Below are 20,066 nucleotides of genomic sequence, written 5' to 3'. Positions count from 1 at the left end.
AGTTTCTTCTTTACTCATGATAATCATCCTCCTTTGGGAAAATTATCTCATGATCTTGAGCTGATTAAAATGTGGGTTGGAGTTGACGCTTACAAATGCTTTGCAATGATATTTTTAGAAAATAAGTATATCTAAATATCGGAACGGTGGCTCTATCGCATCATGTTATTCATATTCTTTACAAAAAATTTATTATGCTACACAACGAGTTAAATTATTTGCTTAAGAATTTAGCTGAGAAGGGGGATTGTTATGTTGCACATTGCTGTTTGTGATGATGAAAAGGAAATCTGTGAATATATGGAAATTGTATTGGAACGTATTAGTCGAACTTTTTCTGTAAAAATTGAAGTTGAGGTATTCTATTCTGGTGAAAAATTATGTCAAGCGTTATATGATAGTATGTACTTTGACATGATTTTTTTGGACATTGAGTTAATAACCATGAATGGTGTTCAGGTAGGAAGAATTATAAGAGAGCAAATGGCTAATGAAACAACCCACATTGTTTTTATATCAGGAAAAGATAGTTATGCCATGGAATTATTTAATATAAGACCGCTGAGTTTTCTGATTAAGCCTCTTAAATATGAAAAAATTCACGAAGTGTTTAGTACTGCTATAAGGCTTATACAGAAATATAATGAAGTCTTTGAATTTCAAAACAAACGATCCTATTATAGGATACCAATAAAAAATATTTTATATTTTCAGAGCAATGCCAAGAAAATTATTATTATTATGGCAGATGAAGCAAAGGAGTTTTACAGCAGATTATCAATAATTGAAAAACAGCTTAAAGGAGTGCCTTTCATACCCATACATAAGTCATATTTGGTTAATTATGCCCATGTAGTTGAGGCACAGTATGATAAGCTAAGAATGTCAAACAATGATGTACTGTCAATAAGTCAGCAAAATAGAAAAATGGTACGAAATATGCTTCTGAAGATGAGGCAGCAGGAGGTAAAAAATGATGTTTAATAGCTATGATATAATTTATTTGATGTCTAATACCTTCGGAACTTATACAATCTTTAAATTTATGGCTTTTTTCTTTGATACAGATGAAGCTAACAAAAGAATCGAAATCATATCTTATATAATGTATTACTTGGCTATAGGCACAATATATATAATGTTTAACAGTCCAGTCTTTAACCTGCTCTCAAATCTTGTCTTGTTCTTTCTGCTAACATTGAACTATTCATCTACACTGAAGTCAAAACTAGCTGCAACAGTTTATATTTATGCAATACTGGTATCTGTTGAAGCATTAGTGGTATTAGGTTTAAAGTTTCTTAATCTAAATCGTTTTACATATAGTATTGATATGGAATTAATCATTGCTTTAATTAGTACTAAAGTAATTTCATATATTATTATGCTTGCTCTTTCAAACTTTAAAATGATAAGAAATGAGATTAATATTTCTTTTATGCATTGGATTGCAATAATTTTAATACCCCTAGGAACTTTGACTTCAACCTTTATGATGATTACTATAAGAACACAATATAGATTGATGTTAATTTTAATAAGTATTTCTATACTGTTCATTATTAATGTGTTCATATTCTATTTATATGATGCTTTGATAAAATCTTACCACGGAAGAATAGAAAAAGAGTTATTGCAGCAACAGAATAATGCTTATATCAAACAATTAGAAATAATAAATAAATCTCAAGAAAGTATTAAAATTCTTAGACATGATCTAAGAAATCATATGACAGTATTGCAGACGTTGATAGAAAAAAAAGATAACTTAGAAGCTTTGCAGTATATGCAAAGTATTTTGGATTTTATAAAGTACGGTAATGAATATGTAAAATCCGGCAATACAGAAGTAGATAGCGTATTGAATTATAAAATATATGAAGCTCAAAAAAGAAATATAAAAGTAGATACAAAGGTAAATATTCCTGAAAAGTTATATATTGAGCCTTTTGATTTTAGTGTTGTTCTAGGCAATTTGCTTGATAATGCGATAGAAGCAGCATCAAAACTAGAAAAAGAAAGAGTAGTCAAAGTTTCTATTAATCTAGATAGAAATGTGCTTTATATAAACATTTCAAACTCATTTGATGGAAAGCTACTTTATGAAGATAATAAGCTTAAAACAACTCACAAAGACAAAGAAAACCACGGATTAGGTTTAAAAAGTGTCAAAAGAGTCATTAATAAATATAATGGAACAATGAATGTTAGCCATCTTGATGAAAAATTCTATGTGGGTGTACTTATATATAACCCTGTCAATAATATTTAAAAAAACTGTAAATTTTACCCAAAACATGCATAAGTTTTTCCAACATACCCCACGAGGGGTATTTTTTATTGTATCATAAAAACAATCAAAAATTAGGTAGTGTCAAATAGGCAATGAAAAAATATTTGAGAGGTATTAAGAATGAAAAAAATAATAATGAAGTTGAGTGCTGTTATTGCAGGTCTTGCTTTGATGATAACAACCATGAATGTAAATACAACGTGTATATGCTTGATCCATCAACCTAAACTGCCAAAAGGTGCAGAAAAATACCGAAAATTTTAATAACTATGAATTTATTGGATAAGTATACTGACAAACTTATCGCTAATAAAACGATAAGAGCTGAAGAAAGAGAATTATATATATATGGATTGCAACAAGGATTACTAATTATCACTAATATACTTACGATAGTAGTAATAGGCGTTTTGCACAAGACGGTCTGGCAATGCATATTGTTTATGATTACCTATTTTCCATTACGCTCATTTGCAGGAGGTTATCATGCTAAAACGCAGACAAGGTGTTATTTTCTCTCTATAGTATTAATCATATCTGTACTATCATCAATAAAATATATACCACAGACTGATTATAATGTTATTGGGCTTGCATTATTTGCAGGAATAACTATTAATGCTCTTGCCCCAGTGGAGGATAAAAATAAGCCTCTAAATCAAAGAGAAATAGTAATATATAAAAAATGGACAAGCATAATTCTATCAGTGGAATTGAGCACTTTGGTTTTGATGATGGGACTAGGGCTGAGTGAGGTTTCGATATGTATATCCATTTCAATGTTTGCATTGAGTGTTATGCTAATCATCGGAAAGATAAAAAACAAACATTTTTTATAAAAATTGTATAAAGACTGAGAGAAATATTAAGTATTTTTATAAACAATATTTTCATAACTCATGTTATCTATATAATACAATGGAGGTTAATATGAAATATACGGTGGATGATGTTGTAATTATGAGAACGCCAATATTGTGTGCTGATAAATATGAATATATCAACCACTTAGAAAAAGGTAATCTTGATGTAGCAGAAATTCTGTCCAAACACCCAAAGTTTAAAGAAGCTGTGGCAATTTCTAGTTTAGATTTAGTAAAGGTTCAACCGCATATTTTGTGAAACAATAATATTTCCATAATCTACATTGCCAAATAACTGGTAAATAGGGTACAAAAAATCCGATACATCCTGTATTATCAAATGCGCCAACACAATCAAATCAGGAGGTGTATCGGAATGAATATCGATAATAATATTATCCCAAATCTAATTGGATTGCAAGGCTTAGAGATAATTTATACCAATGTAAATAATGGCACATTTGAAGTTTTTGCAAAATCTGCATTTAATTTTACTAAATGTCCTCATTGTGGATATCACTTATACTGTACATGATAGAAGGTATCAGTCCTATCAACACTTACCAATATGGGCAATGGATACTGTTATCATACTTGAGAAAAAGCGTTATGTATGTAGTTGTTCTCCTGAAAAGCCCTTTTGATGAGCATTTTTCATTTTTCAGACGGTATCAACGCTACACTATTGCTTATGAAGAATATGTTTTTAAACTAGGCCATAAAAATACCATCAAAAACGCCAGTGATGTTGGCGAAGGAACATGTCAAAGGATTTATAACCATTATGCAAAGAAAGCCATTAACTCATATACTCCAGAACCACTAAGACTCTTAGGTATTGATGATATCGCCTCTAAGAAGGGGCATAACTATGATACCATCATTTATAACCAAGGAACCGGAGGGGTAGTTGCTATATTATTCGGTAGGAAAAAGGAAGATGTAAAAGCAGGTATTGAAGCAATTTCAATGGATATGAGGAAGAGTTATTGCCTTGCAGTATTAGAATGCCTTCCCAATGCCATGCCTGTTATAGATCGATTTCATATCTCTCGCATCTTGATAATTGTATAGATGAAGGAAGAAAGCATATTCAAAATCATATTCGAAAGTATGGCAACAAGGACGAAGTTTTTAAAATTCGTTGGGCGATAATAAAGCATGTAGATGATGTAAGCCATCAAGAATACAACAACCTACTGAATGCTTTTGCAAAATATTCCAAACTAGAGGAACTACATTATCTTAAAGAGGAATTTAGCACATTCTTTAGCCTTACAACTAGGGAGGCCGCTGCATCATTCCTGGACTATTACAAAGGTCTAGTGGAGGAATGTGGTATCCCAGAACTTAACAAATTTGTAAAAACCCTTGATAACTGGATGGAGTACATTTTAAATTATTACAATTATCCTATATCCAATGGTACTACAGAAGGAAATAACCACAAGGTTAAAAATATTAAACGTAGAGCCTACGGCTATCGTAACCGTAATAATTGGGAAGTCAGAGTTAAATACGAACTTCAGTGTGCCTAAGTTTCAAATTTTTTAATATTTAAAGATGTAATAAGACAAGTGTAACCATTATGATTTGTATAATTACTTTATTTCAATAAAGATAATTTTTAGGAAAATACATCCATTATAGCAAATTTAATGTTTCTAAAAATATGAATATTTTCCTGTAAATTATGAATTGACAGGATAGGTGTATGTCACACCACAAAATTTATCGTTGAACCATTAAATTTATATATCATAGGCAGTAAATAACATTACTATAAATGAGTTGTTCAAGGTGTTAAGGGTTGTTACTTAATTTTTGTGCGACTCAAGTTATATTAAATGAAAGGGGGAGATTCCAATGGGAATAGTAAAAAGAAACATTCTTTAAAACCAAAATTTTTACCATTTTTAGCGTGAAAGAGAGGAGAATAATAATGAAAAAAATGTTTGGAACTGCTTTAATTTTGGCAATACTTATGTTAACCAATGTTGCTTTCGCTGAAACTGTTGATTTACAGCAAACACTAGAAATATCTGAAAATTTATCAATGGTTGAGGATAACGAAGCGAATACAGTTAGTCCTGTACCAATAAGCGATAATCACGAAACCAACTCAGAAATCAAACCTACTGCAACATACAGATACATCGTTTTATATAATGGAGTTAATGTAAGAACTGGCCCGGGAATGAACTATACGAGTATTGGGCACGTAAACAAAGGAGACTACGTATACTCTAGAGATTATGGAGTGTCAGATGGAAAAGGATATTATTGGCTTTATGTTACTGGCCCAGCATGCGGAGCTGGATATGTTAGGACTGATATGATTAGAGAGAGCAATTAGGATAATAGCAATAAAAGCAAACAATACTATTGGTACATACTAAGGTTATTTTATAGAATAAATTATAGATGCCTAGACTTTGTACAAACAACACTAGATTATTTATTTATCTAGATTTTGTACAAACAAAACTATAGCATCTTCCTAACTTTACCGTGGAAGTATTACCAAAAGACAACTAAAGGTGAGAATAACCGCCCATAGAAGTATTTTTTATACCCAAAAAATCCTACGAAAGGCGGTATCACACCTATGAAAAGTAGACTATTCAAACTAGATGAAAATAAAGTGGCGAATACTTCTGCTTAGATTGATGAGGAAATTTCCTCATCAATCTCATATTAACCGTTTCCTGAACAGATTTATTGAGACTAATATAAATCAACTAGAGTTTATTCATCACAACTCCTTCACAAAAAAATGTCTTAGCTTTATTAAACTCACAACCTGTCATTGTCGATTTTGATATGAGAAGTCTTATAGCTGGTGGTAGAACCTATGAGTTAGTTGGCAAAGGCTATTCCCCCACAACTTTAAGGGTTATTATCTACAGTTTTCATGATAAGGAGGGGCAATTAAATATTTGAAAAGCTGCTTGACTTGAGGATTAGTAGCTGCATGGGAAGGCATGGAGCCATAGGCTGCTTTATATGGATTATAAGAATCATCAAGGTTTAAGGCTTTTTTAAAAAGACTTAAATTGTTGTATAAAGAAAACCACTAGCTAAGCTAGTGAGTTTTGAAGAGCTTTGGCGTTGAGTAGGAAAAAAACCTTCTTTTAGAAAAAAGAATAGGTTTCGCCAGCCAATTCTAAATCAAAAGGAGGGTCATCCAAAATGGATAGTAATAGTTTATCACATACAAAGTGGAATAGTAAGTATCATCTGGCGAGGGGTTATTTTTTTATGCTAAAAAAAGCCTCCTAATAATGCAGATTATGGCGTTTCATAAACGCATAATAGAAAGATGAAATAGAAGGAGGTTCTCATGAAACTAACTAAAAATAATATAATTATTCTATTTTTAACTATATCGATTATTTTTTTGGCTACATATTCATACATTTTGGCTATTCAATCTTCAAAATCAAATAATAAGATAATCGAAAACAAGATAATCGAAAGAAAAGAACTTAGTGAAGAAGATGTTATACAAATTGCAGCAAATGATATAAGAAAATGGTTTGACATTTTAGACTTATCAACATATAAAATTAGTTCACAATATATTGATAAAATTGAATACATTACTCCTCATTGGAGTATAATTTTTGAGCCCGAAGATATAAAAGAATTAGATAGCAAGCAAATTCCTTATATGATATTTTTTGTAGAAGTGTATAAAGACTCGGATTCTCCATATGGGATAGAAGTTTATCATTCACAACTAAAAGAGGAAGAAAAACTATCAGAAGGAATAACTGTTACTGAAAAAACAAAATATATAGAGACATCAGAAAAAATACTTGAAGAAAAATTAGAGACAAGAATGAACCATCTAAAAACATATATACCAATGTCTCCTATAAGTAAAAAAAGCGGGAAAAGTGTTTGTAGTATATTTAAAGGGGAAGATGGTAACCTCTATCAATTAGAGCTTGGATATCCGAGTCTTAAAATTCAATCAATTTATGTTTTTAAAGATTTGGAAAGTGTAGAAAAAACAATAGAAAAATACTCTTATAAAATTTTAGAGTAATTGTACTATAGGATCGACATTTCAGAAGGAAAGGGGTCAGGCTTAAATTATTTGAACTAAACCAACCTATGATGTTATTGCAACAGGAACGCTTTCATGGTTTTGTTGAACTATATAATGGACCATTTATGATGGCCTTTCCTGCTGTATCCGCAATCTTGATTGGGGGAGCCACCAGAAAAAAGGCAACGATATTTCATGCCTTAGTAGGTGCATATCTTTATCAAACAACCTTCTTATTATCAGTGCCTGTTGCAAATGCTTTGCTTATTCCTGAAATGTCAGAGGTTATCAGAATGATTGTAACCAACAGCATTATACTTTATGCGTTTTTATATGAGGGGGTGTTAAAGAAAAATGAACAAGTATAAATCCTTTTATGTACCTTTTTTCTTTTTAATCCTTTCTATATTTGGCATTTTAGCAGCGAATGTAAGCATGGATTTTATATTAGGGCAGCTTTATTCTAGATTTGTTCGGAATGCAATATTTTTACTGGCTTTAATCATTCCTATTATTTCAGGTATGGGGATTAATTTTGCTATTACAATTGGAGCTATAGCAGCACAGATCGGCCTAGTAATCGTCATTGACATGGGATTACCAGGAGGAAGCGCCCTTTTATTGTCTACAGTTATAAGCATTGGACTGGCAATTATATTTGGTAATATTGTTGGGGTTTTATTAAATAAGGCAAAGGGAAAGGAGATGATTGCCAGTATAGTTATTGGATTTTTGGGCACCAATTTATACCAACTTATATTTATGGTGGGCTACGGTACTGTAATTACTCCTTTTAATGAAGATATCCTACTTACAAGGGGAATCGGAGTAAAAAGCATGTTAGATTGCGGGAATTTCAAGACACTTTTTGCAGAAATAATGCCTATTAAGATAGGAGACACCACGGGATCACTTTTACCTATTATTGTCGTATGTATACTTGCTTTCATTGTTTAATTGATATCTGTTTCCAAAGTAGGCTATCACATGAAGGCGGTGGGTGAAAATTTGGTAATATCAGAAAAATTAGGCATAGATGTTGATAAAACTAGGAAAATATCTATTGTAGTTTCTACTGTTTTAGCCGCTTTAGCTCATCTTATGTTTATCCAAGACTTAGGTATTATAAATGTTTAATCAGGCCATTTGAATTTAGATATTTTTTCAGCAGCTGCACTTTTGGCTGGTGGGGCAACTTTTAAAAAAGCAACAATAAAAAATGCTTTCATTGGATTAATTCTTTTTCATACTTTATTTATAGTATCTCCTCTCGCTGGACAGAATTTATTTAAAAATCCTGCTCTAGGTGAATACTTCAGGAGCTTTATAGCCTATGGGACTATTATCTTTGCTTTAATGATGAATATGAAACATGAAAAATCAAGAAGGACAGTAGTTAAGGCCGATACAAATGTATAAAATTAAAGTACAGTAGTATAATATGCAGTTTTTATAAATCTGAATCCTACTATCCCCTCCAGTGACACCAAAAGCATAAAGCTTTTGGTGTTTTGACTTTTTGAAAAGGTGTACTATGATAATAGAGTTAAGAATAATGATAATTTGCTAAAGCATCACCTTGATTTAAAGAATAAAAACCTGTAAAAATAAAAAAGCTAGTATAGGTAAAGCAAATATTCGTATAATAGGTGGATTGATGATATGAAATATATTATATTTGATTTAGAATTCAATAGTCCCTTTAAGATTAACAGAAAGACCAATCAATTAGCAAAGGGTAACACAATTCCTGAATGTCCGCAGGAAATTATTGAAATAGGTGGGGTTAAAACAAACGCTAGGTTTGAAATCGAAGATACCTTCAAAACCTATGTTAGACCAAAATTATATAAAAAGCTTCATCCAAAGGTAAAGAAGAAGACCCATATTACCATTGAAGATTTGGAGGGCGGAATACCTATAGAAGAGGCGGTTAGACTCTTTATAGAGTGGGATTGACAATGATGATTTTATTCTATGATCTTGGGGCGTGGATGATATCAATGAGCTAAAACGAAATTGCAGTTTTTTTAATATCAATACCCACTGGATAAAAAAATACTGTGATATACAAAAAATCTGCATGAATTATTTGGAGCTTCCGAAGGGGAGGCAGATAGGATTAAAAAATGCAGTAGAGCTTTTCAATATAGATATGGAACATAAATTTCATCAAGCCCTAAGTGATGCTATTTATACCGCTAAAATACTAAAAGAATTAAAAAAGTGAACTCCTCCAGCTAAAGCTGAACATCGGGGAATCGGGTGGAAGGTCTTATACCCTAAAGATAAAGTCATAATTAAATTCTAAGGATTGTGACACACTAGTAACAGAAGGAGGAATGAACTAGATGGTTACAAAAAGAATATTTGCCCTATTGAGCCATTCTCGCTTTTTCGGACACCGTTTCGTGAGCATATCTTAATATTAAATCAAATTCCTAGAATTTGCTTCTGATATTTCTGTTTTTGGAATATTGCTTTAAGTAGTATACTTAAATTTCTAGTAATATCAAGGATGAAATAAACGGCTGTGCCGCCCTTGACATAACAAGAAATTCAAGTTGTTTTAGCACTAAGCAATCATTCCAAAGCCTGTATTTACGCTGCAAGATCTGAATACCACATCTTCTTATAGGCAGCAGGAGGTATCCAACCTAAGGCTGCATGTCGCCTTTAGCGGTTATAATAGACTTCTATATATTCAAATATGGCTTGTTTAGCAGATTCTCTAGTTCTAAAGGAATAAAAATTAGTCCATTCACACTTTAAACAGCTAAAAAAGTTTTCTGCACAGGCATTATCGTAGGGATTACCCTTACGACTCATACTTTGGTTTATATGACTGGATTTTAATAGGTCTTTAAAATCATTTGAACAATATTGACTTCCCCTATCTGAATTATGCTGAATTCGGTATAATTCAGACTATACCGAAAAAATAACTATGCCGAAGTTTTATATTAGCTATTGTGGTTGATTATGATATTACATTTTCTTCGGCATAGTTTTTACACCTAATCCAGAGAGTAAATAGCTTTTCTAGCTGTTTCGCGCTTCCATATTTTATCGGTATCTCCGAACTTTTGAGCTGCTTTATTCATCGCTTCACTCATCATTTCAAGCGTTGCAAATGCATAAAAGCCGGAGGTGGTAGACATACTTTCGTGTCCTAACAATTGCATAATGAAGGGTAATGGCACACCATTTTTATATAGATCCATTGCCTTGGTTTTTCTAATCAGATGACAATGCACGTTATCAGGAACATCATTGCAGTTTTGGCGTGCTATATCAGCAGCTGTTTTTAATACCAAACTTATGCTGTCAGTCGATAATCTATGAGGCTTACCATCTAATAAGCTATAGAATAGAGGAGTCTCATTGCCTGTAGAATGAAATTCTTTTAAATATACTTCCAGGTGCTTTACTGTTTTGGACATTAAAGGAACATTTCTGCTTTTTCGTCCTTTACCTACCAAGGTAATATAAGGATTTTTCACATCTAAATGTAACGAAGAGAAATTTAAATCCGATAATTCCTGTACTCTGGCGCCGGTGTCATACAGAAGAATCAGCAACATACGATTTCTTCTATGCTTGCCTGTTTTTGTGTCATAAGCCGATAAGATTGCCGATGTCGCAGTTGCTTGTAAATACTGTATGGGCTTTTTCTCTTCCTTCAGTTTTTTAACAGAACAGACCTCTGTATATATGCCCCTTAGTTCAAAATCTTCTTCGCTACAATAATTTAGGAAAGAGCGTATTGCAGTAAGTTTAAGATTTATGCTTTTAGACGAATAATCTTGCTCTTTAAGCCAAGAAATATAATCCTTAACATTATTCCTGGAAAAGGCATCGAACGTGACTGCTTCATTTGATAATGATTTTAACTCTTCCAGAAACCTTAAATACGTTTTTAAAGACTGCTTATAGGTTTCTACTGATTTATCCGATAGATTTCTTACTACAGGCATGTAGTCATGCAAGTATATACGGGCAAGTATCCAAAAATTACTATCTTTTTTACGCTTATACTTCATACTCTTCAACCTCCGGAATCAAGTCCTCCATCGAGGCTGTAAGGATGGAATACTTTGGAAAGTAATCAGGTATAAGGTGGATATAGTAATAGGTGCTTTCCAAAGAGGTGTGCCCCATATATCTCATTAAATAAGGCAGCATTGCATGTACATTTTTGCCTTCAATGGACCAGCGCATTATATTAGCACAGGCGAAATGATGTCTAAAATCATAGGCTCTTGGCTTTACCTTACCATCACGTTTTAAGCCAGAAGCCAGCCAGATGTTCCTAAAATTAGCCGATAATGCAGTCGAAGAGCATATGCCACCATGTCCACCGGGAAAGAAGTATTCCCTGTTAGGAAAGCATTTATCTATTGCTTTATTGTATTTTTTAAAATATGTAACCAATTCATCGGATAGAAACAAACGACGATCTCTATGTGTTTTAGTCTGCAGGATATCAACATATCCTTTATCCAGATGAACATCTTTACATTTCAGATTTCTTGCTTCAGCGCATCGTGCTCCACAACAGTATAGAAATCTGTATAGAGCGGGAAATACATAGGGTCTTCCCAACAGTTTTTGCTTTAGGACATACGAATCACATTCCTTGAAAAAGGTTTGAATCTCGTTATCTGTCATAAGATACACTTCAGCATGATAGTGTTGGATAGTAAACCGATTATCTAATACATATGCGGTGTTATCGCTAATGCTTCTTAGATAACGCCCGAATTCTCTGATAGGAGGAACCCAACTTCTGTCATGAGTAATTGATTTACTAGCATGTTGAATAGCCCAACCTTCTGCAACCTCTTTTGTGAGAGAAATAAAGTTACCATGCTCAAAGTTATATATATCAAGCTGACGAAGGTATACTTTAGCAGTTTTGTATTCAATACCCAAAGCATTCTTAAAGGATATGAAATCATCTAGACTTGGTGCAAGATTACTTATAAATATGCTCATGGATTCACCTCCGTAGAGATGCCAACCATAGGAAGAACACATTCCTTAAGTCTAAATTCATCTGTCGTTATATAAATGTCAGTAGTATCAGTATTTGCATGACCAAGTATTGCTGCAATAGTAGCTATTGGAACTTCGTTTTTTACCATTGTTGAGGCAGCATTATGACGAAGCATATGCATCCCAAAGATGCGATTATCTTTGTTTATCCCTGCACGGTTGAAAACTCGCTCCACAACAGCATAACAGGATGCATGATCTGATAAAGAATCAAATGGAGCCAATTGTCTTACAAATAAAAAATCATTATTAGCTTTTGGCCTTTCTTCAGAAAGGTAATTAGCTATAGCATTACCAACCAATGTAGTCAGTGGAAGGCAAAAAGTATTGCCTGTTTTACTCTGCTTAAAGGATATCGTTTCATTAATCCAATCAATATCAGAAAGCTTTAAATTGATTAAATCACAGGCTCTGATTCCGGTTGATAATCCCAGTAAAACAATCGCAGCATCCCTGTGAGTAACATTACCCGATTCGATGGTACCCTTGATTTGTTGCTGCTCTTCATCAGTTAAAGTAGGTATGATCCTTTTGGCTCTATATGAATGAATACCTTCTATGGCGGCGTAAAGATCATCACGATTAATGTATTTAAAAAATAACCTTAGCCCACAAAGTGCTGCACGCTGCCGACATTGTTTAATAGCTTTTAGGTATCCTATAACAATCATTAGCGACAGTTTATCGATTTCATAAATCTGAATCTCATTCAGATATTGAAGAAGGTAGTAGAACTCATACTCATAAAAATGCACAGTGTTTTCGTTTTCATACCTGTTTCGCAAGAAAATGCCATAATCACGATAAATCTTTTTGTGATTATCATTAGTAGGTTGTACTTTACCTCGCTTAAGCATGGTAAAATCAAAAGCTCCGGTATTGTAATACGAGTTTAGCAAGCGAATAAAACGACTTTGCGAGTGATATCTGTTCTTGCTAAACTTACCGGTTTTTGTGCTGATCACATCGTCAGCATAGGTTTGACCAAAGTCAGGATTATATTCTGTGATGCCTTTTTCTTCACAGAAGGCTTTAAATCGACGAATCACACCTTTGTAATTAAAGATAGTGTGCTCATGATACCCAACTTCGGTTAATGCATCCAATAATACGTTGCAGATTATGTCAATGTTCATTTTGAAGTACCTCCTTTATATTTGGTACTTCAATTATAAAATACTATGTCGAAGAAAATGTATTATAGCTAACATCAAGTGAGATCGGAAGATTTTTCGGCATAGTTTTTTCTTCGGTATAGTCTGAATGAAATATTAGCCCAGGTGATGGTCTTTCTCTCTTAAGTGCCATTTTCATCGCTTTTATAACTAGCTCCTTGGTCATTCTGTCGCCCATGGCATAACCTACTACATCCTTGGTACATAGATCCTTAACAATGGCTGTATATAGCCAGCCTTCATCTGTCCAGTGGTAGGTAATATCTCCTACCCAAACGGTATTAGGGATATTTATATTAAAGTTTTGTTCTAATAGATTTGGTGCTACTGCAAGATTATGATTGCTGTTGGTAGTTGCTTTCCATTTTGCTTTACGTTTTGATTTTATGCCATTTTTCTTCATTATGCTATATACTGTGTTTCGGCTGCAGGAAATTATTTCTTTTACCTCAGCCCAAATTGGATCAACGCCCCATACTGGATGCTTACTGTGGATTCTTTTGATTTCTTTAAGTATTCTATGATGTTTTATTTTTCTTTGGGATGAAGGTCTATCAACCCAGTCATAATAGCCGCTTCGGGACACTTCTAGTAAATTGCACATTTTCTCCACAGAATGTCCAGAAGCATTTATTTTAATCAATTCATATTTAGTGGTAATTGTTACTTCTGTGGTTTTATGAAAATGGCTACTGACTTTTTTAGCACTTCAACTGTGTCCTTAGCATCATCTAGTTCTTTCTTTAGTTTTTTATTTTCAGCTTCTAGTTCAGCTAACTTCTTGGAAGCAGCATCTTCGGGCTCAGTACTTGCTTTTACCCATCTTCTAAGGGCAGGTTCTAATACTCCTAAATCCTTTGCTACAGCACTAATTGGGCGACCTTTTTCTACCACCATTTTTACAGCACTAGCTTTAAATTCATCATCGTACCTATTGTTATTGCTTGACATTTTCAACACCCTTTCATGATTCAATTATACAATCACGATTCTGTGTCCGTCAAACTTGGTATGAGGCACAGACGAAGAAAACACAGATTTCCGCATTGGCGCATGATCTAAAAACCCCTCTTACAGTTGTCCGTGGTAATGCGGAAATGCTATGCGATACGGAACAAACGGAGGAACAGAAAGAGCATACCTGCTATATCCTGAAGAACGCTGACCAGATGGAACAATACGTTCAAATGCTTATTGATATATCCAAAGCGGAAGCTGGTTATTCACTTCAGTTGAAGGATGTCAATATGAGAACATTTTTAAATAACCTGTATACGCAAATAAATGCTCTTGCCTCCGTGAAACAATTAAAAACAGAATTCGATGAGAAAGATCTACCGGATATCATCGGCATTGACGCTTCCTTAATGCAAAGAGCCATTATAAACGTCGTATCGAACGCAGTAGATTATTCTAAGGAGCATGGGGCAATTTGGTTTTCCGTATCGGCGGAAGACAATAAAATCAGATTCATTGTTACTGATAGTGGAAAAGGATTTTCTCCTAAAGATTTGAAAAACGCGATAAATCAGTTCTATCAGAGTGATTTCAGCCGCAGTTCGAAACTGCATTATGGAATGGGCCTATTCATTGCCGATTCCATTGTAAAGCAACATGGTGGGACTCTTGTAGTAGCAAATTCTCCTGCTACAGGTGGTGGCATGGTAACAATTGAAATTTAAATAGAAATATGTTAAGGGCAAACTTGCCGAAAGGCAAGGACGCAAAGCAATAGGGTCTAAGGTGCAGATGCATGATGAAGCGGGCATCTATCCGCTACATATCACCTTAATTGGTAGCCTGTCAAAAAAAGCTTGTGCTGTTTATGGGAGCAATGTGGTCACCAACACGAACCTTCAGAGCAGGTTCAACCTGAACTGAATTACAAGAGCGTACAAACAGACGGTCAAGTCTGTAGGTATGCTCTTTATACGTCCACTAATGGTTCGTTGCAATGATTTGGTTATTGCTTTAACCAAATTTTTTACTAAATGAAAGCGATCATTAATCTGCATTGCTTGAGGATGAGCTGCAGCTATTGCAGCTCTATAACCTATTGAACCATCTCTTACAACCACTTTTATATTTTGATATTCTTTAAGCCACTCTATTACATCTTCTGTATCCCGTGATTCGAGCATATCAATCAGGCAATTTGTTTTAGCATCAATCATGATTGATGCTAAAACAAATTGCCTGAAAGATTTACTTGAACACCAAGAACCTTCTGAGTTGATTGATAAACGAGTAATCTATCAACTACTCTACAAACCAACAGAAAAAATCAAGGGGATCTCAAAGAACCAGCTGGATGAAGTCCTGAAAAAATACCTTGTTCTATCAGAGCTACTTAAGCTGCTATCAGACTTTAAGACGCTATTGTCAAGTTGTCAGAGTGCTGGTCTTTCCCTTTGGGTAGAAAAGACGCGTGCCTTAGAATTAAAGGAAATCACAAGCTTTGTGACGGGTATCCAAAGAGATTATGATTCAGTAAAAAATGCCATTGATTATTCTTATAATAATGGTTTAGCTGAAGGAAGTGTCAATAAAATCAAGACGATTAAAAGAGTCATGTATGGCAGAAATCATTTTGATATGTTGAAAAGTAAAGTTCTGCAACTGGAGGCATTGAAGAAAATAAGTGTTAACTAGGCAATAAGAAAGCTGTTTTATTGCTTTATTTCAACGCCAGAATCCAATAACTCTGGAAAGAACCTCTTTGGCGCTTACATTCTATTATTCTATTTTCACTAAATAAAATATAAAATACTTGACAATCAACTCTACAACACGTAGAATAAATACAATACTACGTTGTGTAGAGTTAAGGAGGTGTATAAGATGACTAAAGCACAAAAAATATCAGAAGCAGAGATGGAGGTAATGCAGGTGATTTGGCGTTATGATGATGGAGTTACATCTGCAGAAATTCTTCAACAACTGAATAAAGAAAAAAGTTGGAAGCCTACTACAGTTTTCACTTTTCTTTCCCGTTTAGTAGAAAAAGGGGTGTTGAAAGCAGAAAAGCGTGGGAAAAGCAATCAATATATTCCTTTGATGTCAGAAAATGAATATAGGTGCTTTGAAGCCAAATCTTTTCTAAATACCACCTACAAAGGATCCATTAAAAGCTTTATTGCCGCTTTATATGAAGGAGAGGGTATTAGTAAAGAAGAGATTGAAGAATTGAAGAATTGGCTTTCTAAAAGGTAGGTGAAGATATGCTTTATATGATTTTTAATATAATATTGTCCATGTCTATCATAGGGACAAGTGTTTCAATACTAGTTTTTATTATGAGATTTGCCACAATGAAGTTGTTTTCCGCAGCATGGAACTATTATATGGTATTGCTTGTAATGATATTTTTTCTTGTTCCAATAGGACTGTTTACGGAAAATATCACTACTGATCTGGGAAAAGATTACTTCCTTCAATCTAATTTTCAGTTAGAAATATCTGAAGATGATTCGGATTTCCGTAGAAATATACAGATTGATGAAAGGAATCAGGATACATACGCTGTAGAACAACAAAGAAAGAATGATAGGAGTCAAAGCTTTTCAATAAATAGGTTACAGCTATTTGTACCCTATGTCCCTTACATATGGCTGTTGGGAGTGCTTTCTTTCATAGGGCACAAGACGATGGGATTCTTAATATTTAAAAGAAAGCTTATGAAAACAAGTTTTTCGATAGATACAGGACCTATCTATGAAGTACTTCAAGAATGGAGAGCTAGGATGAGAACTAAACAGCCGATCATGCTTTATTCTAATGATGGAATTAATACTCCTATACTTACAGGACTATTAAAGCCCTATATAATTATACCAGAAGTAGATATGGATGATAGAGAGGTAAACAATATCCTTCGACATGAGCTGATTCATTATAAAAGAAAGGATTTGTATTTAAAGGTAATTGTGCTATTTGCCAATGCATTGCACTGGTTTAATCCTTTGGTCTATAAGATAGCACAGTATATGGATGAACTTTGTGAATTATCTTGTGATGAAAAGGCTGTAAAAGATATGAGTACAGAGGAAAGACGTTCTTATGGAGAAACTATTCTAAATCTATTAGATCGGGTTACTAATAGGAAAACAGGTATCTACACATCTTTATGTGATACAAAAAAAAGTGTTGAAAGGAGATTATTATTGATAATGAAAAATAAAAAATATTCAAGAAAAGTTATCGCATTATCCATTGGGATGGCCATAATGTTTTTTGCTACAGGAACAGTAATTGCAGATAGAGTTACTTCTTCTTTAGAGGTCGTAGAAGCACAATCCTATAATCAACAGGATACTGATGATGTAATTGTAGACGAATTTTTCGCAAAGCTTGCAGGTGAGCAAGAAAGATTTATTGAAAAAGAAGACATTGAAATGTTGACGCTCCCTGTAACATCAGGACGCGTTATCAACCCTTATGGAGAAAGAGTTCATCCCATGACAGAGGAAAAAAGGATGCATACTGGTATAGATATTGCTGTAGAAGAAGGTGAAGGCAGTGATATTGTGGCTGCCCAGAATGGCAAGGTTATTGCCACACAAGAGGAATTAGGTGGCCCTGCTTCTTATGGCAATTACATAATCCTCGCTCATGATGATGGGACAGCTTCTCTTTATGCCCATTGTAGTAGGTTGATAGTAGAGGTTGGAGATAGCGTAGTACAAGGAGAAAAAATCGCTGAAGTAGGTAGTACCGGTTATGTTACAGGTCCTCACTGTCATTTTGAGTTCAGAGTAAACGGCAAAACAGTAGATCCAATTCCTTATATAATGGAGCCTATTGGAGTAGAAGATATTAGTGTAGACGAATTTTTTGCAAGGCTTGCGGAAAACCAGCAAACATTTATTGAAAAAGAAGACATTGAAATGTTGATGCTCCCTGTAACACCAGGACGCATTGCTACCCCTTATGGAGAAAGAATTCATCCTACAACAGGAGAAAAAAGGATGCATACTGGTGTAGATCTTGCTGCAGAAGAAGGTAGTGATATTGTGGCTGCCCAGAATGGCAAGGTTATTGCTACACAAGAGGAAATAAGTGGTTCTTATGGCAGATACATAATCCTCGCTCATGATGATGGGACAGCTTCTCTTTATGCCCATTGTAGTAGGTTGATAGTAAATGCTGGAGATAGAGTAGTACAAGGAGAAAAAATTGCTGAAGTAGGTAGTACTGGTTTTGCTACAGGTCCTCACTGCCATTTTGAGTTTAGAGTAAACGGCAAAACAGTAGATCCGCTCTTATACATAATGGAACCTACATTGATTTAATGTAATTTTCAAAACCTAAATAAAAGAAGCTAACATAATTTAAAAGACACATAATCATCTTTAGCAATGACTAAAATAATAGAAAAAGTATACTTTTTAAAAATAGCATAGTTTATATATAGTTTTAAGGATTAGAATTCCTTTAGTAAAAAAAGATTGCATTAGTGAATAGAATATAAATAATTTAAAAAAGTGTTTTTCATTAAGCTGGAGTTAATATCCGGCTTTTTTTATATACAATGTTCTTGTGTCTGTGTTTTGTCGAAGTTCATTTGAAGACAAATATCTTAAATGGTGGAAATGTACATGGAAACGTAATCTGCAAAAATATTTATGGAAGGATTCTGTACGTCTTCTTTCCAATATATGTCTGTTCCGACTTCTGAGTCCACGTTGTTAAGTTCAATGCATGATATAAACTCGCTTTTAGTTATTTGATAACTTGAACCAAGTATAGCGATACCTTCTCCCGATTCTATGTAGTAAAACATTGTTTCAATGGAATTAACGGGAACGATCTTGCTTGTACACAGTCCATATTTACGGGCGATGTTTATAACAAATTCATGGTCGGTGACGGGTTCATCCGTTTCAATTAAAATCAAGGGAGTGTTCTTTAAATCTTCAATGCTTGGATTGGAATCAAGCCCTAACATCTGATGGTTGAAATATAGTTGGGGTTTGGATCTGGAAATAGGCAAGCGGTTTATGGCCAGACAATTTTGGGGAAACTTTTCAAAAGACCTAGTCAGAATAATGTCCAGCTTTCCGTTTATAAAATGCCTGTTCAAACTTTTGAAATCAAATGCAAACATTTCCACGCTGATATCAGGATATTCTTTTGAAAATTCCCTAAACAGACCGGGTAGCAGATTTGTAACCTTCATTGATGTAGGAAAACCGATATTTAAGCGTCCCATCCGTCCGGTGGATAGTTCCTTGGCCTTTAATACAGTCTTGTCAATATTCTCCAGAATCTTTTCAAATTCAGATAGCAGGATTTTTCCGGAATAGGTTAATTTTAATGACTTTCCACTTCTGTCAAAAAGGTTCAAACCTAGCTCTTTTTCTAAATTGCATATATACTTGCTTACGGTAGGTTGAGTAGTGTACAGTTGCTCAGCTGCTTTCGTAAAGTTTAGCTCTTTGGCGGCCATGATGAAACATTTGACTTGTGATAAGTTCAAGACGTTCCCTCCTTTATCATTCCATTGCGGAATAGTTGAATTCCTACAAAAGATTTCTCATAGCGTTTAAAGATGATTATAATAATTATTATAGTAGAGCATATAAAATTTATCAATTCAATAAAAGTACTATTTCTGCAAA

The 20,066-nt window shown here is 33.9% G+C and carries 26 protein-coding genes, 1 pseudogene and 1 riboswitch; of the genes and pseudogenes, 19 read left to right on the top strand and 8 right to left on the bottom strand.

Going from position 1 to position 20,066, the window contains the following annotated elements:
• Nucleotides 1-252: 252 nt before the first annotated feature.
• From CHB72_RS23130 to CHB72_RS23055, 15 genes and pseudogenes are all read left to right on the top strand, one after another.
• Nucleotides 253-984, top strand: a complete 732-nt coding sequence (locus CHB72_RS23130; RefSeq protein ID WP_089285237.1) for a LytR/AlgR family response regulator transcription factor — start codon at nucleotides 253-255, stop codon at nucleotides 982-984.
• Nucleotides 974-2,272 carry a sensor histidine kinase gene (locus CHB72_RS23125; RefSeq protein WP_089285236.1) on the top strand — a complete coding sequence of 433 codons (1,299 nt, stop codon included), beginning with the start codon at nucleotides 974-976 and terminating at the stop codon, nucleotides 2,270-2,272. Before CHB72_RS23130 ends, CHB72_RS23125 begins: the two co-directional genes overlap by 11 nt.
• Before the next feature lie 141 nt (nucleotides 2,273-2,413).
• Nucleotides 2,414-2,557 carry a cyclic lactone autoinducer peptide gene (locus CHB72_RS23120; protein ID WP_089285235.1) on the top strand — a complete coding sequence of 48 codons (144 nt, stop codon included), beginning with the start codon at nucleotides 2,414-2,416 and terminating at the stop codon, nucleotides 2,555-2,557.
• A gap of 5 nt (nucleotides 2,558-2,562) precedes the next feature.
• On the top strand, nucleotides 2,563-3,132 hold the full coding sequence (locus CHB72_RS23115; protein WP_242975248.1) for an accessory gene regulator ArgB-like protein: 570 nt from the start codon (nucleotides 2,563-2,565) through the stop codon (nucleotides 3,130-3,132).
• Nucleotides 3,133-3,223: 91 nt separating this feature from the next.
• Complete coding sequence (locus CHB72_RS23110) at nucleotides 3,224-3,415, top strand: hypothetical protein (RefSeq protein ID WP_089285234.1); 192 nt, start codon at nucleotides 3,224-3,226, stop codon at nucleotides 3,413-3,415.
• Between the two features lie 193 nt (nucleotides 3,416-3,608).
• Entirely contained in the window at nucleotides 3,609-3,800 is a 192-nt protein-coding gene (locus CHB72_RS28395) for a transposase family protein (RefSeq protein WP_089285233.1), read from the top strand.
• Nucleotides 3,766-4,694 (top strand): annotated as a pseudogene (locus CHB72_RS28390) (ISL3 family transposase). The gene CHB72_RS28395 and the pseudogene CHB72_RS28390 overlap by 35 nt, the downstream one beginning before the upstream one ends.
• Nucleotides 4,695-5,098: 404 nt before the next feature.
• A complete protein-coding gene (locus tag CHB72_RS23090; protein ID WP_089285230.1) occupies nucleotides 5,099-5,512 on the top strand; it encodes an SH3 domain-containing protein in 414 nt (137 codons plus the stop codon).
• 987 nt (nucleotides 5,513-6,499) lie between these two features.
• Nucleotides 6,500-7,210 carry a hypothetical protein gene (locus CHB72_RS23085; RefSeq protein WP_089285229.1) on the top strand — a complete coding sequence of 237 codons (711 nt, stop codon included), beginning with the start codon at nucleotides 6,500-6,502 and terminating at the stop codon, nucleotides 7,208-7,210.
• 68 nt (nucleotides 7,211-7,278) lie between these two features.
• A complete protein-coding gene (locus CHB72_RS23080) occupies nucleotides 7,279-7,581 on the top strand; it encodes an ABC transporter permease (protein WP_089285228.1) in 303 nt (100 codons plus the stop codon).
• A complete protein-coding gene (locus tag CHB72_RS23075) occupies nucleotides 7,568-8,170 on the top strand; it encodes a hypothetical protein (RefSeq protein ID WP_089285227.1) in 603 nt (200 codons plus the stop codon). Before CHB72_RS23080 ends, CHB72_RS23075 begins: the two co-directional genes overlap by 14 nt.
• Nucleotides 8,171-8,350, top strand: a complete 180-nt coding sequence (locus CHB72_RS23070; RefSeq protein ID WP_278277899.1) for an ABC transporter permease subunit — start codon at nucleotides 8,171-8,173, stop codon at nucleotides 8,348-8,350.
• A 9-nt stretch (nucleotides 8,351-8,359) separates the two neighbouring features.
• Entirely contained in the window at nucleotides 8,360-8,632 is a 273-nt protein-coding gene (locus CHB72_RS23065; protein ID WP_089285225.1) for a hypothetical protein, read from the top strand.
• A gap of 243 nt (nucleotides 8,633-8,875) precedes the next feature.
• Nucleotides 8,876-9,172, top strand: coding sequence for an exonuclease domain-containing protein (locus CHB72_RS23060; RefSeq protein ID WP_089285224.1), 297 nt, complete (start codon nucleotides 8,876-8,878; stop codon nucleotides 9,170-9,172).
• Between the two features lie 31 nt (nucleotides 9,173-9,203).
• A complete protein-coding gene (locus CHB72_RS23055; protein WP_089285223.1) occupies nucleotides 9,204-9,443 on the top strand; it encodes a 3'-5' exonuclease family protein in 240 nt (79 codons plus the stop codon).
• A gap of 446 nt (nucleotides 9,444-9,889) precedes the next feature.
• Here CHB72_RS23055 and CHB72_RS28385 read toward each other — a convergent pair whose 3' ends face one another.
• From CHB72_RS28385 to CHB72_RS23025, 6 genes are all read right to left on the bottom strand, one after another.
• Nucleotides 9,890-10,054 carry an IS3 family transposase gene (locus CHB72_RS28385; protein WP_408606588.1) on the bottom strand — a complete coding sequence of 55 codons (165 nt, stop codon included), beginning with the start codon at nucleotides 10,052-10,054 and terminating at the stop codon, nucleotides 9,890-9,892.
• A gap of 176 nt (nucleotides 10,055-10,230) precedes the next feature.
• Complete coding sequence (locus CHB72_RS23045) at nucleotides 10,231-11,256, bottom strand: tyrosine-type recombinase/integrase (RefSeq protein ID WP_089285221.1); 1,026 nt, start codon at nucleotides 11,254-11,256, stop codon at nucleotides 10,231-10,233.
• A complete protein-coding gene (locus CHB72_RS23040) occupies nucleotides 11,246-12,211 on the bottom strand; it encodes a tyrosine-type recombinase/integrase (protein WP_176431565.1) in 966 nt (321 codons plus the stop codon). The genes CHB72_RS23045 and CHB72_RS23040 overlap by 11 nt, the downstream gene beginning before the upstream one ends.
• Complete coding sequence (locus tag CHB72_RS23035) at nucleotides 12,208-13,407, bottom strand: tyrosine-type recombinase/integrase (protein ID WP_089285219.1); 1,200 nt, start codon at nucleotides 13,405-13,407, stop codon at nucleotides 12,208-12,210. The genes CHB72_RS23040 and CHB72_RS23035 overlap by 4 nt, the downstream gene beginning before the upstream one ends.
• A gap of 43 nt (nucleotides 13,408-13,450) precedes the next feature.
• Entirely contained in the window at nucleotides 13,451-14,107 is a 657-nt protein-coding gene (locus tag CHB72_RS23030) for an IS3 family transposase (RefSeq protein WP_141131562.1), read from the bottom strand.
• A 2-nt stretch (nucleotides 14,108-14,109) separates the two neighbouring features.
• Complete coding sequence (locus CHB72_RS23025) at nucleotides 14,110-14,397, bottom strand: transposase (RefSeq protein ID WP_089285217.1); 288 nt, start codon at nucleotides 14,395-14,397, stop codon at nucleotides 14,110-14,112.
• Between CHB72_RS23025 and CHB72_RS23020 the strand changes: the two genes are divergently transcribed.
• Nucleotides 14,391-15,128, top strand: a complete 738-nt coding sequence (locus CHB72_RS23020; protein WP_278277898.1) for a sensor histidine kinase — start codon at nucleotides 14,391-14,393, stop codon at nucleotides 15,126-15,128. The two genes, CHB72_RS23025 and CHB72_RS23020, sit on opposite strands and share 7 nt — an antisense overlap.
• 6 nt (nucleotides 15,129-15,134) lie before the next feature.
• Nucleotides 15,135-15,220, top strand: a riboswitch (cyclic di-GMP riboswitch).
• A gap of 82 nt (nucleotides 15,221-15,302) precedes the next feature.
• Here the strand turns inward: CHB72_RS23020 and CHB72_RS23015 are convergent.
• Nucleotides 15,303-15,587 (bottom strand): transposase, encoded by a 285-nt coding sequence (locus CHB72_RS23015; protein ID WP_242975247.1) that lies wholly within the window; start codon nucleotides 15,585-15,587, stop codon nucleotides 15,303-15,305.
• A 31-nt stretch (nucleotides 15,588-15,618) separates the two neighbouring features.
• On the opposite strand from CHB72_RS23015, the gene CHB72_RS23010 reads away from it, so the two are divergent.
• The 3 genes from CHB72_RS23010 (at nucleotide 15,619) to CHB72_RS23000 (ending at nucleotide 18,737) form a co-directional block, all read left to right on the top strand.
• Nucleotides 15,619-16,098: a transposase gene (locus tag CHB72_RS23010; RefSeq protein WP_089285215.1), complete on the top strand. Its 480-nt coding sequence runs from the start codon at nucleotides 15,619-15,621 to the stop codon at nucleotides 16,096-16,098.
• A gap of 189 nt (nucleotides 16,099-16,287) precedes the next feature.
• Nucleotides 16,288-16,659, top strand: coding sequence for a BlaI/MecI/CopY family transcriptional regulator (locus CHB72_RS23005; RefSeq protein ID WP_089285214.1), 372 nt, complete (start codon nucleotides 16,288-16,290; stop codon nucleotides 16,657-16,659).
• 8 nt (nucleotides 16,660-16,667) lie between these two features.
• On the top strand, nucleotides 16,668-18,737 hold the full coding sequence (locus CHB72_RS23000) for a peptidoglycan DD-metalloendopeptidase family protein (RefSeq protein WP_089285213.1): 2,070 nt from the start codon (nucleotides 16,668-16,670) through the stop codon (nucleotides 18,735-18,737).
• Nucleotides 18,738-19,024: 287 nt separating this feature from the next.
• Here the strand turns inward: CHB72_RS23000 and CHB72_RS22995 are convergent, their stop codons facing one another.
• A complete protein-coding gene (locus CHB72_RS22995) occupies nucleotides 19,025-19,924 on the bottom strand; it encodes a LysR family transcriptional regulator (protein WP_089285212.1) in 900 nt (299 codons plus the stop codon).
• Nucleotides 19,925-20,066 lie beyond the last annotated feature (142 nt).

The organism is Anaerovirgula multivorans (assembly GCF_900188145.1).
Classification (GTDB): domain Bacteria; phylum Bacillota; class Clostridia; order Peptostreptococcales; family Natronincolaceae; genus Anaerovirgula; species Anaerovirgula multivorans.
The sequence above is the reverse complement of the archived record's forward strand: the minus strand, read 5'-3'. Positions and strand labels throughout refer to the sequence as shown.